Annotated in this window: 15 protein-coding genes; 8 read left to right on the top strand and 7 right to left on the bottom strand. The window is 60.8% G+C overall.

Annotation, left to right across the window (positions count from 1 at the left end; all coding sequences use genetic code 11):
* Nucleotides 1-31 precede the first annotated feature (31 nt).
* The 8 genes from purS to purE all read left to right on the top strand — a co-directional run bounded on the left by purS (nt 32) and on the right by purE (nt 8,197).
* Nucleotides 32-289: a phosphoribosylformylglycinamidine synthase subunit PurS gene (gene purS, locus FYJ74_RS08640; protein ID WP_154529181.1), complete on the top strand. Its 258-nt coding sequence runs from the start codon at nt 32-34 to the stop codon at nt 287-289.
* Nucleotides 286-990: a phosphoribosylformylglycinamidine synthase subunit PurQ gene (gene purQ / locus FYJ74_RS08635; protein ID WP_154529180.1), complete on the top strand. Its 705-nt coding sequence runs from the start codon at nt 286-288 to the stop codon at nt 988-990. The genes purS and purQ overlap by 4 nt, the downstream gene beginning before the upstream one ends.
* A complete protein-coding gene (gene purL, locus FYJ74_RS08630) occupies nt 990-3,113 on the top strand; it encodes a phosphoribosylformylglycinamidine synthase subunit PurL (RefSeq protein WP_154529179.1) in 2,124 nt (707 codons plus the stop codon). Before purQ ends, purL begins: the two co-directional genes overlap by 1 nt.
* 150 nt (nt 3,114-3,263) lie before the next feature.
* Entirely contained in the window at nt 3,264-4,259 is a 996-nt protein-coding gene (gene purM / locus FYJ74_RS08625) for a phosphoribosylformylglycinamidine cyclo-ligase (RefSeq protein WP_154529178.1), read from the top strand.
* On the top strand, nt 4,256-4,825 hold the full coding sequence (gene purN, locus FYJ74_RS08620; RefSeq protein ID WP_154529177.1) for a phosphoribosylglycinamide formyltransferase: 570 nt from the start codon (nt 4,256-4,258) through the stop codon (nt 4,823-4,825). Before purM ends, purN begins: the two co-directional genes overlap by 4 nt.
* A gap of 11 nt (nt 4,826-4,836) precedes the next feature.
* A complete protein-coding gene (gene purH, locus FYJ74_RS08615) occupies nt 4,837-6,357 on the top strand; it encodes a bifunctional phosphoribosylaminoimidazolecarboxamide formyltransferase/IMP cyclohydrolase (protein WP_154529176.1) in 1,521 nt (506 codons plus the stop codon).
* A 3-nt stretch (nt 6,358-6,360) separates the two neighbouring features.
* Entirely contained in the window at nt 6,361-7,656 is a 1,296-nt protein-coding gene (purD, locus tag FYJ74_RS08610; protein ID WP_154529175.1) for a phosphoribosylamine--glycine ligase, read from the top strand.
* Nucleotides 7,657-7,669: 13 nt separating this feature from the next.
* Entirely contained in the window at nt 7,670-8,197 is a 528-nt protein-coding gene (gene purE / locus FYJ74_RS08605) for a 5-(carboxyamino)imidazole ribonucleotide mutase (protein ID WP_154529174.1), read from the top strand.
* A 74-nt stretch (nt 8,198-8,271) separates the two neighbouring features.
* Here purE and FYJ74_RS08600 read toward each other — a convergent pair whose 3' ends face one another.
* The 7 genes from FYJ74_RS08600 to csaB are packed head-to-tail and all read right to left on the bottom strand — an operon-like array spanning nt 8,272 to nt 15,842.
* Nucleotides 8,272-9,558: an adenylosuccinate synthase gene (locus FYJ74_RS08600; protein ID WP_154529173.1), complete on the bottom strand. Its 1,287-nt coding sequence runs from the start codon at nt 9,556-9,558 to the stop codon at nt 8,272-8,274.
* On the bottom strand, nt 9,555-10,526 hold the full coding sequence (locus FYJ74_RS08595) for a divergent polysaccharide deacetylase family protein (protein WP_154529172.1): 972 nt from the start codon (nt 10,524-10,526) through the stop codon (nt 9,555-9,557). The genes FYJ74_RS08600 and FYJ74_RS08595 overlap by 4 nt, the downstream gene beginning before the upstream one ends.
* The gene (locus tag FYJ74_RS08590) at nt 10,523-11,980 is read right to left on the bottom strand and encodes a S41 family peptidase (RefSeq protein ID WP_154529171.1); all 1,458 of its coding nucleotides are present in this window, start codon (nt 11,978-11,980) and stop codon (nt 10,523-10,525) included. The genes FYJ74_RS08595 and FYJ74_RS08590 overlap by 4 nt, the downstream gene beginning before the upstream one ends.
* A gap of 33 nt (nt 11,981-12,013) precedes the next feature.
* On the bottom strand, nt 12,014-13,243 hold the full coding sequence (locus tag FYJ74_RS08585) for a murein hydrolase activator EnvC family protein (protein ID WP_154529170.1): 1,230 nt from the start codon (nt 13,241-13,243) through the stop codon (nt 12,014-12,016).
* Complete coding sequence (locus tag FYJ74_RS08580) at nt 13,224-14,108, bottom strand: cell division protein FtsX (protein ID WP_326830914.1); 885 nt, start codon at nt 14,106-14,108, stop codon at nt 13,224-13,226. Before FYJ74_RS08580 ends, FYJ74_RS08585 begins: the two co-directional genes overlap by 20 nt.
* Nucleotides 14,095-14,790 (bottom strand): cell division ATP-binding protein FtsE, encoded by a 696-nt coding sequence (locus tag FYJ74_RS08575; protein ID WP_154529169.1) that lies wholly within the window; start codon nt 14,788-14,790, stop codon nt 14,095-14,097. Before FYJ74_RS08575 ends, FYJ74_RS08580 begins: the two co-directional genes overlap by 14 nt.
* A gap of 59 nt (nt 14,791-14,849) precedes the next feature.
* On the bottom strand, nt 14,850-15,842 hold the full coding sequence (gene csaB / locus FYJ74_RS08570; protein ID WP_154529168.1) for a polysaccharide pyruvyl transferase CsaB: 993 nt from the start codon (nt 15,840-15,842) through the stop codon (nt 14,850-14,852).

The following is a 15,842-nucleotide window of genomic DNA, read 5'->3' as shown; positions in this document are numbered from 1 at the left end:
GAATGCAATTTCCAGAAAGAGGTATGAACCGATGACTTACGGAATCCGTCTGCTTGTTTTTCTCAAGGAAGGCGTGCTCGACACTCAGGGCAAAACGGTCGCGGCGTCTCTCAAAGGCATGGGATACGGCTGCCTGAAAAATCTGCGCGTCGGCAAGTACATCCATCTCGACGTCGACGCCGCTTCCGAGGCCGAAGCCGCCGCGCAGGTTGAGAAGATGTGCGACGATCTGCTTGTCAACGATATTATCGAAGAATTCACGATCGAATCAGAGGCGGCCCGCGCATGAAAACCGCCGTCGTCGTCTTTCCCGGCAGCAACTGCGACCAGGACGCCGTCAAGGCCGCGGCTTCGGTCGCAGGAGCGACGGCCGTCACCGTCTGGCACAAGGAAACAGCTCTTCCCGATCGTACCGATCTGGTCATTCTCCCCGGCGGTTTTTCATACGGCGACTATCTGCGCTGCGGCGCCATGGCCGCGAATTCGGCGATCATGAACGCGGTCAAGGAACACGCCGCCAAAGGCGGCCTCGTTCTCGGCATCTGCAACGGCTTTCAGGTGCTGACCGAAAGCCGTCTGCTTCCCGGCGCGCTTTTGGCCAACGACTGCATGCATTTCGTCTGCAAGCCCATGACTATCCGCGTGGAGCGCGACGATCTGCCCTTCACTCTTCGTTACAAGAAGAACGAGGTCCTCACAATCCCGATCGCCCACAACGAGGGACGCTATTACATCGACGCCGAAGGTCTGAAACTCCTGGAAGGCGAAGGGCGCGTCGCCTTCCGCTACTGCGACGCGCGGGGCAATATCACCCCGGAAAGCAATCCCAACGGCGCGCTGAACAATATCGCCGGCATCGTCAACGACCGCGGCAACGTGCTGGGGCTGATGCCGCATCCCGAACGCTACAGCGATCCGTTGCTGGGCGGAAACGACGGCGCCGGATTCTGGAGTTCCGTAAAAAGCTGGCTTGAAGGAGGCCTTCGCTGATGAATTACAAAGAAGCAGGACTCCGCGAGTCCGAATATCTTTCTCTAAAGAAAACGCTGGGGCGCGAACCCAACGAGCTCGAACTGCGCATCATGGGCGTGATGTGGTCGGAACACTGCAGCTACAAGTCCACGCGTCCGCTGCTCAAAAAACTGCCCAAGGAAGGCCGGTACGTCGTTCTCGGTCCGGGGGAGAACGCCGGCGTCATCGACGGCGGCGCAGGCGTCGGCATCGCCTTCAAGGTCGAGAGCCACAACCATCCTTCGGCGGTCGCCCCCTACCAGGGCGCGGCGACCGGCGTGGGCGGCATCATCCGCGACATCATCGCGCTGGGCGCGCGGCCGGTCGCCTCGCTTGACGGACTGTTCTTCGGCTCCGAGCAGTCGCCGGTCCACGACGGCGTCGTCAAGGGCGTCGGCGGCTACGGCAACTGTATCGGCGTTCCCACCATCGGCGGCAAGACCTGTTACGATCCCACCTACGAGGGCAACCCCCTCGTCAACGCCATGAACATCGGCACGGTGCGCCTCGACAAGATCGTCAGCTCGCAGACGGCCAAGCCCGGCCAGGCCGTCGTCATCCTCGGCTCCAAGACCGGGCGCGACGGCATCGCCGGCGCAGCGTTCGCCTCCGCGGAACTGAAAGACAACGCCAAGGAGAGCCGTCCGTCGATCCAGATCGGCGATCCCTTCGTCGAAAAACTGCTCACCGAAGCGTGCCTGGAGATGCGCGACGCCGGGCTGTTCGTGTCGATGCAGGACATGGGCGCGGCCGGGATCCTTTCTTCCTCGTCGGAAGTGGCCGCCAAAAGCGGCGTCGGCATGACGATCGACTTCGACAAGGTGCCGCTGCGGGCGGAAGGCATGGAGCCGTGGGAAATAGCCCTGTCGGAATCCCAGGAGCGCATGCTGCTGATCGTCGAGGACGCGAAAATGCCCGAAATTTACGCGATCGCCGAGAAGTGGGGGCTCGACGCCACGGAAATCGGCCGCACCGAAGAGGGCGACCACTACCGCATTTACTGGAAAGGCGGGATCGTCGCCGACATTCCCGCCACGACGATCGGCAGCGACTGCCCCACCATCGACTGGCCGCAGCAGCGCCCGGACTTGGAAGCCCGCTGGAACAAAGAGCTCAAGTTCGACGCGCCCGGCCCGGGACAGGCCCTTCTCGATCTGCTGAGCGATTCCAACCTGCACTGCAAGGAAGACATTTACGTCCAGTACGACTCGATGGTGCAGACGAACACCGTCGTCGGCCCGGGATCGCCGGTCAGCGTGTTCCGCATCGCCGACTCGGGACGGCTGTGCGCCGTCAGCATGGAAGCCGATCCCTGGGGCTGCGAGCTCGATCCCGAGCGGGCGACCGCCAATCTGGTGGCCCGTTCCTGCCGCGCGCTCGCCGTCGCCGGCGCCGTTCCCGGCGGTTTGACCAACTGCCTCAACTTCCCTTCGCCGGAAAATCCGCAGCACTTCTGGGTGCTCTCTCGCAGCGTCGAAGGCATGGCTTCCGCCTGCCGCGAGCTCGACTGTCCGGTCGTATCCGGCAACGTCAGCCTCTATAACGAAACGTCCGCCACGGCGATCCTGCCGACGCCGCTGCTCGGCGTGGTCGGCATCGTCGAAGCGCCGGCGGTGATGAAGTGCGGCCGGTGGAAAGAGGGCGACATTCTTTTCCTGGCCGGCTGGAACGAAGGGACTTTGGCGGCGAGCGTTTATCAGCGTCGTTACGCGCGCGATTTCGCCGGACGTCCCGTTCCCTTCGTGCCCGAGCGCGAAAGGGCTTTCGCCGCCGCCGCGCTGGCCACGGCGAAAGCTCAGGCGGCAGACAGCGCCCGCCCGATCGCCGGCGGCGGCCTGCTCATCGCCCTCGCCAAAGAGGCGATCGAGAGCGGCGTCGGCGTCGATCTGAAAGACAAGGATTACAGCGCTGCCGACCTCTTCGGAGAAGGCGCCACCGCGGCGGTCTACGCCGTGCCAGCCGTAAAGGTCGAAAAGTTCCGCCGCTGCTGGAAGGACGTGCCTCTCGAGGAGATCGGCGTTGTCGGCGGTCCATGCCTCGCCGTCGGCGGAAAATGCCTCCGCAGCGTCGAAGCGCTGAACAAGGCGTTCAGAAATCTTTGAAATTTCCAGCGCGAGCCGCATCCTTTCACCGGCAGCAGCTCGCGCGACCGCGGTGTTTTTTCGCGCCGCGCCGAAGTTTGGGCTGACGGGCACGCCTGAACCGTCTGCAATCGAAATATCTGGCTTTGATCAATTGGAGGACAGAAGACCATGGGCAATCTGACGTACGAAAAGGCCGGCGTCGACATCAAGGGCGGCGACCATTGGGTTGAAACGATCAAGGGCATTATGAAACGCCGCAAGTCCGACCCGCGAGTCGTCGGCGGCATCGGAGGCTTCAGCGGACTGATGCGCCTCGACGGGGACCGGCTGATCGCCGGCTGCTGCGACGGCGTGGGGACAAAAGTCGAGATCGCCCGCGCTGCGGGGATCTACGACGGTCTCGGACAGGACCTCGTGGCCATGAACGTCAACGATCTGGTCACCGGCGGCGCCGTGCCGCTCTTCTTTCTGGATTACATCGCCTGCGGCGCGCTGAACGAAGAGATGATGTCCGCCGTGGTCACGTCGGTCGTCGAGGCCTGCGAGTATTGCGGCTGCGTATTGCTCGGCGGCGAAACCGCCGAAATGCCCGGAGTTTACGGCAAAGAGAGCTTCGACCTGGCGGGGTTTGCCGTCGGCACGCTCAAAGAATCGGAAATCATCGACGGCTCCAAGGTCAAAGAGGGCGACGTCATCATCGGACTGCACAGTTCCGGCGTCCACAGCAACGGCTACACGCTGGTCCGCTCGGCGCTGGCGGAGGAGATCGCCCACGGTCTGGACGAAGAAGGTCCCGTCGCGGGCGAAACGCTGGGACAGACGCTGATGAAGCCGACGCGCCTCTACGTTCCCCAGGCCATCGCGGCGGCGAAGACGGGCAAGGTCAAGGCCATGGCGCACATCACCGGCAGCGGCCTCGAAGACAACATCAACCGCGTCGTCCCCGCTCCCTGCGTCTGCAAGCTGAGCTACGACTGGCCGCGCCCGGCCGTTTTCGATCTGATCGCCTCCAAGGGCGTTTCCGAAGAGGAGATGCGCCGTGTCTTCAACCTCGGCATCGGCTACGTCTTCATCGTCTCGCCCGAAGACGAGGCCGAGGTCGTCTCGGTCCTCGAATCGCTCGGCGAAAAACCGCGCCGCGTCGGGCGCGTCGTCAGGGCATGACCTGCAAAATCGGCATTCTCGTCTCCGGCCGCGGCACGAACATGGAAGCCATCGTCGATCACATCGCCGCGGAAAAAGCCGACGTGCAGGTGCTTTTCGTGGCCAGCGACAACGCTTCCGCGGCGGGGCTGCGCCTTGCCCGCCAGCGCGGCATTCCCACGGCCGTGCTGCCCTATAAAGACGGACGCGCCGCCGGCGAAGCGGCCGTCGAAAAACTCTGGCAGGAGCGCGGGATCGACCTGCTCGTTCTGGCCGGTTTCATGCGCCTGTTGACGGGCGAGTTCGTCGGCCGCCATGAAGGGCGCATCCTCAACATCCATCCGGCGCTGCTGCCGAAATTTCCCGGCGCGCACGGCATCGAGGACTTCTGGAAAAGCGGCGAGCCGGTCAGCGGCGTCACGGTCCACCTCGTCGACGACAAGATGGATCACGGCCCGATCCTGGCGCAGCGAGAAGTGGCCCGCGAAAGCGAAGACACGATCGAGACTTTCGAGGCCAAAATCCACGCCGTGGAGCATCAGCTCTACTGGCAGGCGTTGAAAGACTACATCAAGCGGATTTCATAGGAGGTCTGTACATGAAACGCAGAGCGCTTATCTCGGTGGCCGACAAGTCGGGAGCTCTCGAACTCGGCCAAACTCTCGTTGCACTTGGCTGGGAGATTTTGTCGAGCTCCGGCACGGCAAAGATGTTCCGCGACGCGGGCGTTCCCGTCGTCGAAGTCTCCGATCTGACAAAATTCCCCCACATCCTCGGCGGCCGCGTGAAGACGCTTCATCCGCTCGTTTTCGGCGGCATCCTGGCCCGCCGCGACCTCGAGGCGGACGTCAAGGACATGCAGGATCACGGCATCGCCGGCATCGACATGGTAGCGGTCAATCTCTATCCGTTCGAAAAGACGGCCCGCTCCGGCGCCGTTCTCGACGCGCTGATCGAAAACATCGACATCGGCGGCGTGGCGCTGATCCGCGCGGCCGCCAAGAACTACCGCTACGTGGCGGTCATGACCGATCCGGCCGATTACGCTCCCGTTCTCGAAGAGCTCAAGGCCGAGGGCGACGTGACGCTGGAAACGCGCCGCCGCCTGGCGCTTCGCGCTTTCGACGCCACCGCCCGCTACGACGCGACCATCGGCGACGGACTGCGCCGCGAGCTGGGCGAAAAACCCGGCGAGGATTCCGTGACGCTGTCGCTCGTGCGCACGCAGGAACTGCGCTACGGCGAAAATCCCCACCAGCGGGCCGGCGTTTACCTTCCGCCGCTGGCCGACTCGCCCGTGACGCAGCTGGCCGGCAAGGAACTCTCCTACAACAATCTGCTCGACCTCGACGCGGCCATGCGCGCCACCGCCATGCTGCAAAGCGACGTTGGCGCCGTCGTCATCAAACACACAACGCCGTGCGGCATGGCGATCGGGAAAACGGTCGCCGAAGCCTACGACCGCGCCTTCGCCTGCGATTCGCTGTCGGCGTTCGGCGGCGTCGTCGGCGTCACCCGCCACATCGACCTCGAAACGGCCGGAGCCATTTCCAAACACTTCACCGAGGTGCTGCTGTGCCCCTCCATCGACGACGCGGCGCTGAAGCTCCTGACCGAGAAGCGCAAAAATCTGCGCGTCATGACGTGGAAAGGCGGACGCGTCTTCGACAAGCAGATGGTTTCGACCTGGTGCGGGCTGCTGATGCAGGATGACGAACTCGCGCCTCTGCCCGATCAGAAAAAAGGCCACTGGATCGGCGCGCCCCGTCCCGATCTCTGGGACGATCTCGTCTTGGCCTGGAAAGTCGCCGCCGTGTCGAAGAGCAACGCCGTCGCCATGGTCAAAGACGGCGAAGCCGTCGGCATCGGCATGGGCTTCTGCAGCCGCGTCTTCGCCGTCGAATTCGCGGCGCGCCAGGCCGGCGAAAGGGGCCAAGGCGCGGTGATGGCTTCGGACGCCTTCTTCCCGTTCCCCGACGGCGTCGAAAAAGCGGCCGCAGCCGGGATCGCCGCCATCATCCAGCCGGGCGGCTCAGTGCGCGACGAAGAAGTCGCCGCGCGCGCTCAGGAACTCGGCGTGTCCATGTTTATCAGCGGACACCGCACCTTCCGCCACTAAACCATGGACAAGAAATTGAACGTCCTCGTCATCGGCGGGGGGGGGCGCGAGCACGCGCTCGTGTCAGCCTGCGCCCGCTCGCCCCGCTGCGGAAAGCTTTACGCCGTCCCCGGCAATCCCGGCATCGCCCAGGAGGCGGAGTGCCATGCGCTGAGCGTCACGGACGGCGCAGCGCTGGCCGCGTTCTGCCAGGATCGTCAGATCGATCTGGCCATCGTCGGTCCGGAAGGACCGCTCGCCGCCGGCGTCGCCGACGCGCTGCGCGCCCGCGGCGTGGCCGTGTTCGGCCCGTCCGGCGCGGGCGCGCAGCTCGAAGCCAGCAAGGAGTTCTCCAAAAATTTCATGGCGCGCCATCGCATTCCCACCGCGGACTTTTACGTGTGCCGCACGATGGACGAAGCGGAAGAAGCCCTCTCCCATTTTTCCAGCCCTTATATCGTCAAGGCCTCGGGGCTGGCCGCCGGCAAGGGCGTTTTCGTCGAGCCCACGCTCGACGGCGCGCGCGAAGCGGCCCGGCAGATGCTCGTCAGCAAGAAGCTCGGCGCCGCCGGCGAAACGCTGGTCATCGAAGAAGCGCTGCCCGGGCGCGAACTTTCGCTGATGGTCGTCACCGACGGCACGACGTATCGCCTGCTCAGCACCAGCCAGGACCACAAGCGCCTTCTCGACGGCGACCGCGGCCCCAACACCGGCGGCATGGGCGCCTACGCGCCCGCGCCGTGGGTCACGGGAGAGCTGATGGACCGCGTCCGCCGCGAGATCATCGAACCGTCCGTCGCCGCGCTCGGGAAAGAAAAGCTCGACTACCGCGGCGTTCTGTACGTCGGCCTGATGATCGCCCCGGACGGCACGCCCAAAGTGCTGGAGTACAACGTGCGCCTCGGCGACCCCGAGACGGAAGTGCTCCTGCCGCTGTTCGAAGGCGACTGGGTCGATCTGTGCTGGCGCGTCGCCCAAGGCGAGCTGGCGTCCTTCCCGTGGCGCAAGGAAAAGAAAAACGCCCTCTGCGTGATCCTCGCTTCCGCCGGTTACCCCGCCGCCGCATCCGCTGCGGCGGAAATCCACGGCCTTGACGCCGCCGGCGCCGTCGCGGGCGTGACCGTCTTCCATGCGGGAACGTCCGCGCAGGACGGCAAAATCATGGCGACCGGCGGCCGCGTGCTCTGCGTCACGGCGACCGGCGAAACGCTGCAGCAGGCCAGGGAGCGCGCCTACGAAGCCGTCGGCAAAATCCGCTTCCAGGGCATGCAATACCGAAACGACATCGGCCATCAGGTCTTCGAGAAAAAGTCCGTTTAAAAGGAGAACGTTTATGAACCAGCCCAAAATCGGCATCATCCTCGGCTCCGCCAGCGACGCCCCCCACGCCAAAAAAATCGGCGCCACGCTGCGCGAGCTCGGCATTCCTTTCGAGGTCACCGTCGCTTCGGCTCACCGCACGCCGGAAGACGCGGCGCATTACGCTCAAAACGCGCGAGCCCGCGGCTTGGAAGCGATCATCGCCGTAGCCGGCCTTTCCGCGGCCCTTCCCGGCGCCGTCGCCGCGCAGACGACGCTGCCCGTGATCGGAGTCCCCGTCGAGTCGGGCACGCTGCTTGGCATGGACGCGCTGCTCTCCACGGCGATGATGCCGCCCGGGGTGCCCGTAGCTTCCGTAGGCATCAACGGCGCCGCCAACGCCGCGCTGCTGGCCGCGCGCATCGTTGCCGTCCATGACGGCGTCGTCGCTGAAAAGCTGCAGTCGTACGCAGACGAAAAAGCGGCCAAAGTGCGCGCGTCTCGCCGCGACGCCCAAGTCTTCGCCGACGTGCCCATGGCTCCCGAAGAAGCGCTGCGCTGATCTTCGTAAAAACGAAAATGGGATGAGGAAACGAGAATTCGTTTCCTCATCCCATTTTCGTTTTTACGAGTCTTCTACAATCCGCGCAGCACGAGCTGCTCGCGATCGGGGCCGACGCCGATCAGAACGACGGGGATGCCGATGACCTGCTCGATGTGCCGCACATAGTCGCGGGCGTTTTCCGGCAGATCCTCGAAGGCGCGCGCCGCCGAAATGTCTTCGCTCCAGCCGGGCAGCGAATAATACACGGGCTCGACTTGAGCCAGTTTGGCGATGGCGGAGGGGAAATCCGCGACGATTTTGTCGCCGACTTTGTACGAATTGCAGACTTTGAGCTCTTTGAAGCCGGTCAGGATATCGAGCTTGGTCAGAGCCAGACAGGTGAAGCCGTTCACCCGCGCCGCGTAACGGAGCGCGACGAGATCGAGCCAGCCGCAGCGGCGCGGACGTCCGGTCACGGCGCCGAATTCGCCGCCCTTGCGGCGGATTTCCTCGCCGTCGGGGCCGAAATCTTCCGTCGGGAACGGGCCGGAACCGACGCGGGTCAGGTAAGCTTTGGCCACGCCGATGACGCGGTCCACGTACTTCACGCCGACTCCCAGACCGATGCAGCCGCCCGAGGAAACGGGATTGGAACTTGTCACCATGGGATACGTTCCGTGGTCGACGTCGAGCAGCGTGCCCTGCGCGCCTTCGCATAACACCGTCTGTCCGTTCTCGAGCGCGTTGAAGACCTCAAGCGAGACGTCCGCCACATAAGGCGAGAGCTCCTTGCCCCATTGGAACGCCTGCTCATAAATGGGGCCGAGAGCCAACGGCTCTCTGCCGTACACGCCGGTAAGGATCCGATTTTTTTCGGCCAAAGCGACGCCGAGTTTTTCGCGCAGGACATGTTCGTCCAAAAGATCTTCCACGCGGATGCCAATGCGCGTGTATTTATCGGCATAACAGGGGCCGATGCCGCGTCCGGTCGTGCCGATCTTGTGTTCGCTGTCGCGGGATTCCTCCTGGAGCTGATCGAAAAGCTTGTGATACGGCATCACCACGTGAGCGGCGCCGCTGACGCGCAGACACGCGCGGTCTTTCCCTCTGGCACGCAGTTCGCTCAATTCTTTCAGCAGCTGCTCGGGGTCGATGACGACGCCGTTGCCGATCACGCAGGTTTTGCCGGGGTAAAGCATTCCCGAAGGCAAAAGGCGAAACACGTATTTCTCTCCGTCGACGTACACGGTATGGCCCGCGTTCGCGCCGCCCTGATAACGGGCGAAAACATCGACTCTCGAGCCGATGGAATCGACAACGCGTCCCTTTCCTTCGTCTCCCCACTGAGCGCCGATAAGCGCCTCGATCTTGCCCTTCATTGTTTTTCCTCCTTCACAGACTGCTGCGAATTCCAGATCTCGTCCACAGTCACCAGCTCCACCGGTTTCAGGTCAAGTGTGCTCAGGTAGACCAGAAAAGGCAGCGTTTTCTCGCGCGCATGGCAAATCGCGACAGCGTTGCCATGTTTTCTCGCCAGTCGAAGCGCAGCATTGAATTGTGCCTTCATTGTGGACAAATCTGTCGTTCCGTCAATAAAAACTTTATTTTGAGCGACCGGGATACGATATTCCAGAGCGACTTTTTTAGCAATCGTCTTGCCGCTGGTACGGCTGTCCAGAAAACCCCACCCGGTCACCGACAGCGCCTTCATAAATCGGCGCATTGTCGGCGCGTCGGAAGTCGCCTTTGAACCTCTGTGATTGTTAATGCCGATCGCCTGCGGAAAATCTTTCCGCAGTGACGCAAGGTATTCGGCCATTTTCTTTTCCGGCACGTCAATTCCAATAACATAATTGCGTCCGCCGTTCGGATCTCCCATCGCTTGCATCGGCACATGCAGCAAAAAGGGCTGCCGCTGTTCGGCTGCATACTCAGCGATCTTGAAGCTGTGCGGCGTACCGGGAATAATCGCCCACGTCGCGCACAGTTTCAAATGGGCGATACGCTCGGCCATGCTGTAATTATAGCCGAAGTCGTCGATGACAAGAGCCAGTCGAGGCCGCGAAGCTGCGGAGGGATGCCCTTCCTTCGGCAGCGCCGTCGAGCGGAGCCGCACCAGCCAGGACGCCGCCCCGAGAATCGGTTTCGTCGTCGCGGACAGCGTTTTTTCCAGAGAAGGGAACGCCCATGGACGCCACAGCCTGTTCTCCTTCGGCAGGACGATCATGTCCTCTGCTTTTCTTGCTTCCCGACGTCGTACTTTCTCTCCATTATGCATCATGTTTGTCACAACGCAGACAACCGCAAAAGGAATCACCGCCGCCAGAACCCAGAAGGGATTCTTCATTTGCCAGGAACGGATTTCTTGTCGGGATTCAAGCTCTTATCGCCGCTTTCGCCCTTCACGGCAGCGTCATCGCTGGCCTGATCTGCGGAAATGACGGAAACATCGGAAGATACGAGCTCAGGGACGGGATCCCTCAGCGTTTCCGGTTTTTCTCCCGCGATCAGTCTCAAGAGCGTCTCTTTCGCTTTGTCGAGTTGGGGATCGCGGGACCTGGCGTCTTTTGTGGACTTTTCTTCTGCCGGCCCGTTTTTCGTTTTCCCATTCGACGTTCCCGTTCCTTCCGCCTCGCCTTTGTCTCCCTGGCTTGAATCTGCCTTGTCGCGATCTTCGTCGCTCCACAGAGACTTCACGTAAATATCGGGAGAAAGCCCGACATGATCAATGCGAACGCCTTTCGGAGTGAAATAGCGAGCCGTCGTCACGAACATTCCCGAACCATCGGAAAGATTGAAAAGGACCTGGACGGATCCCTTGCCAAAACTCTTGGCGCCGATCAGCAACGTACCGTTGCGGTCGCGCAAAGCGCCGGAGACGATTTCCGAGGCGCTGGCGCTGCCCTCGTTGATCAGCACGACCAGGGGCAATTGAGTCAGGACGCCTTCATGCGCATAGAACTCTTCGTTCGCGGAATCAACGCGCCCCTTTGTCGAAACGACAAGTCCTCCGTCGATAAACAGGTCGCAGATATCGCGAGCTGAGTCGAGCAGACCGCCGCCATTGTTTCTGAGATCGAGAATCAATCCCTTCGCCTTTTTGTTTTTGAGATCGATGACGGCCTTGCCGACATCCGGCGCGCTGGTCTTGATGAACTGGCGCAGGCGAATGTAACCGACATCGTCGCTGAGGATTTCGGCGTGCACCGTCTCGATCTTGATCGTGTCCCGCACGATCTTGAAGTCGATCAGCCTGGCCGTATCGGCGCGACGGATCCCCACGGAGACTTCCGTGCCGGGATCGCCGCGAAGCAGTTTAACAACCTTGTCGAGATCCCAGCCGATGACGATATCGTCGTTCACTCTGACAATTTCGTCCATGGGACGCAGCCCGGCCTTATCGGCGGGCGTGCCTTCAATAGGATTTATAACGAGAATTTTCCCGTCGCGGCTGGCGATGTTGATCCCCAAACCGCCAAAGGATCCTTCCAAGGAAGTTTTCTCGTCTTCCAACTGCTGAGGATCGAGAAAACGCGTATAAGGATCCTTCCACGCGCCCAGCATTCCGCGCATGGCTCCATGGACCATTTCACTCTCATCAATGTCGTTGCTTGCCGCGTCGACCTGATACGCCTCGACGATGACGCGCGCCTGTTTCAGGAGCCACAGCGAATCAGTCGAGAAAGGAGCGACCTGCGACAATTCCCCCTTGCTGGCGTACACCACGGGGATAAGAGTCATGAGGACCGCGCCGATCACGATCCCCAGCGCCACATCGCGATATTTTTTCAGTATTTTCATGAGTTCCCCGAAAGGGCTCTTCTACTCCTTCCACTACAAATATTTCAACGGATTGCGGGCCTCTCCATTGACGCGCACTTCGAAATGGAGATGCGGCCCGGTCGCTACGCCGGTCATGCCGACTCTGCCGATCGTGGCCCCTCTCTTCACGGTGTCCCCTTCATCGACCTGAATCTTGCTCATATGAGCGTAAACAGTGGCGTAACCGCCGCCATGATCGATGATGACAACCTGACCATATCCTCTCATCCAGCCGGCGAAGATAACTTCTCCCGCTCCGGCCGTCTTGATCGGCGTCCCCAGGGATGAGGCAATATCAATGCCCGTATGCTGACGTTTCGTTTTGAACCGGGGATGAACCCGCAACCCAAAACGGCTTGTCACCTTTCTGTCTGGAACCGGCCAATCGAACTTGCCGTTGCCTTCATAAGCGGGAATACGGCCGCCTTTATTGTTCCCCTGTTGAGCGGCAAGGGCCTTTTTCTTAAGGTACTCGTCAATCTTTTTCTGCAGAGCCCTTTCGGCTTCCTCGCTTTCCCGCATCGCCGCCTCATGGGCTTTTTTATCTTTCTCTACGCGAGCCAAAAGTTCCCTGCGGTGAGCTCCGGCCTGCTTATTGGCCTGCTGTTCCCGCGTGCGCTGTTTATGGCGCTGCGCCAATTGCCCGCGCGTCTGTTGAAGCTTCAATTCGTCGCTCTTCAGAGCCAACCTTTCCGCTTCAAGAGCCTCAATGTCTTTCTCGTCCTGGCGGCTCAAGCGGTTCATGAGATACGTCAGGTTGTTGAGCTCCGCCAAGTCCGCCGCCGAGAGCATTACGTTCAGATCGGCCGCGCCGCCGTATTTGTAAATAGCGACGCACCGTTTTGAAAGGATATCCTGCAAAGTTCTGATGCGCTTATTGTGCCCTTCAATGCTTTCGGCAACCTCTTTGAGCTCCCGCTCGTTCTTTTCGATCTGCAAATCAAGCAGGGCAATTTGCTCTTCGGACTGCTGGACGCGGTGATCAAACACGGACAGTTCGCGCAGATATCCCTTCTCCTTTGCCTTCGCTTCGGCAAGCTCGCGGGTATGGTATTGAATGCGTTTATTCAGCAGATCCAGTTGTTTTTTCTGCTGAGCGATCTTGTCGTCGAGGCTTGGCGCGCTCAAGGCCGGAGAGCCAAGAGCGAGCGCCAGACAAACGGAAAGCCAGGCAAATTTTCCTGGGCGCAAGCGGTATTTCGAGCCCGGCAAGGCACAAATCCTAAAGCGGGGCAGCCGCATTTTTTATGTAATGGCGCACAGCGACAAAACTGCACAGCCACCCCATCGTCACACCTGCGCAAAGCAGGACCTGGTCAAGCAAAACGATTTCTCTCCACTGCAACTGCTGACGCAGAAACGGAAGGACCGCATCGATCGTCCCCATGACATGCAGCTGTCCATAATGCAGCAGGATCACAGCAGCCACAGCGCCTAGCAGCCCCAGCAGCATTCCGTTGAGGACGAACGGGGACGCCACGTATGAGCGGGTCGAGCCGACAAGAAGCATCACCGATATCTCCTGACGCCTTGAATAAATGCTGATGCGAATCGTGTTATAGAAGACCAAGCCGCTCACAAGCATTGCGATCACGAGAACCGTCAGAGCGATTTTGGAAATCAGCGAGGACAGTTTCACCAGACGTTCGGCCAGCGCTCCGGAGTACATCAAGTCGTCGATCTCGCTCATCCCCGAAAGCTGCTTGACGATCGAAGTCACCAGCAGGGCTTGCCTCACCTTGATTTCAATTGTCCAGGGCAGGGGATTGTCCCCCAGCAGCGTTACCGCTTTCGACTGGGCGCCCATTTTCGCGCGCAGACGATCCAGCCCCTCCTGAGGGGAGATGTACTTCAGCTCCGCAATGTCGCGGTTATCCTTCAAAGCGTCGATAATGTGATGCACCGCTTCCTCCGAGGAAGCATAAGCCTGTATTACCAAGTCGCTCTGGATGTTCACGGCAATTTTGCGGATATTCAGCGCCAGAAGAGAGCTTGCCCCCACCAGAAAAAAGACCGAGGCGGCGGTGACCAGCGTCAGAAGGCTCAAACCCCAGTGACGAAAAAACAGCCGGAGCGTGTCGCGCACAACATATCTATAAGTCCCCACTGATGCTGTACCTCCCTTCCCGCTCGTCGCGAACCAGGCGCCCCATGTGCAGTTCCACCACGCGCTGGCGATACGTATCGACCAAGTGCTGATCGTGCGTCGCCACGATCACGGTGGTTCCCGCGGCATGGATGGACAGTAGCAGTTTCATCACGTACTCCGCCGTATGCACGTCCAGGTTGCCGGTCGGTTCGTCCGCCAAAAAGAGGCGCGGCGCATTGACGATCGCCCGCGCGATGGCGACTCTTTGCTGCTCGCCGCCGGAGAGCTGATCGGGCATAAGTCCTCTGCGGTTCCACAGGCCGACCTTATCGATAACGTCGTCGGTTCTTTCGCGTGCTTCCGCGCGCGGCACCCCGCACACTTCGAGAACAAAGGCCACGTTCTCCCATGCCGTCAGATTCGGCAGCAATTTGTAATCTTGGAACACCACGCCGATGTCACGGCGAAAGTATGGCAAACTGGAAGATGAAAGTCGGCGCAAGTCGATTCCGTCAAGGCTGACCTGCCCTCTTGTCGGCAGCACTTCCCGGGTCAGCATCCGCATCAGCGTCGTTTTTCCGGAACCAGTAGTGCCGATCAGGTATACGAACTCTCCTTCCGAAATATCCAGATAGATATCGCTGAGGGCCTGGATGTTCGGCGAAAAGATTTTCGTCAGTCCGTTTATGTGGATCTCCATAGCAATGCACCTCCTGTCGCCATTCCCAATCACAAGCGCCGCTGATTATCATACCACAATCACAAGCGCATTGCCCTTTCGAAGCAGAGGGCAAAGTCGGATTGGATCGCCGCGCAGGCCGCTTCCAGCCCAGCCTGCTTTTGCCACGGACGAGGAAAGAGAACCTCGCCGCCGTTCCATAGAGTTCCTCCCCAGCGTTCGGCAAAATCGGACACTTTCGAATCGTACGGGATCAGCGTGCACGGGACTTCCGCCTTCAACGAGAGCACGCCGAAGTGAAGGCGCATGCCAAACGCTCCCGCGGCGCCGCTGAAAAGTTTCGACAGCTGTTCAGCGTCGGGATATATAAGCTCGTCGACTCCGCACACGCCGCGTTCCTGAATTTCCCGCATCAGCTGGAGATCGTTCTTGTCCATCGCGACTCCGACGGTTTTCAGTTTCCCGGCGAAAGACGAACGGGCGTAAGCCCTCGCGGCTTCGTACTCCAGCTCCCCGTCATGACGGCGAAAATTTACGAGGAAATATTCGGAGCGCCGGCTCTCGTTCCTGAAAGGAAGCGCCAGGGCCAGATCGTCCGAAAGAAGACAATGTCCGTTGAGAAAAGTCTGCGAGTGAAGATCGCGGACCGAAACGATCTCGCAGCTTCGGAAGGCATCTTGGGCCAAAAGGCGATTGATCCGACGCGACAGCGGGCCGATGGACTGGCCGACCGCCCATGTTTTGCAGCCGCAGAGTTTGGCCAATCTAACTACCGTCCAATAATACCACGGACTGCGAAAACTGGAACTGTCCTGAAAAATTCCGCCGCCGCCGAGCAGCAAAGTCTCGCTGTGCCTCAAAGCCCGGACAACATCTCGGCGGGACCAGCGGTCGATTGGATAAACGCGATGCCGTTCCGCGCTTTTTTTCGGTTCCCCCGACAGCATGGCGATCTCGCGTTCCTCCAGGCCGCAGTTCTTCAGAAGCTGAATGGTCGCGGCCGCCAGCAGCTCGTCGCCGAGATTTCCCATGCCGTAGTAGCCGCAGAGCAGAACTTTCCAACGGCGCGTCAT

The organism is Pyramidobacter porci (assembly GCF_009695745.1).
In the GTDB taxonomy this organism is placed as follows: Bacteria; Synergistota; Synergistia; order Synergistales; family Dethiosulfovibrionaceae; genus Pyramidobacter; species Pyramidobacter porci.
Note: the sequence above shows the minus strand (reverse complement) of the source record. Positions and strands in the feature narration are given on the sequence as shown.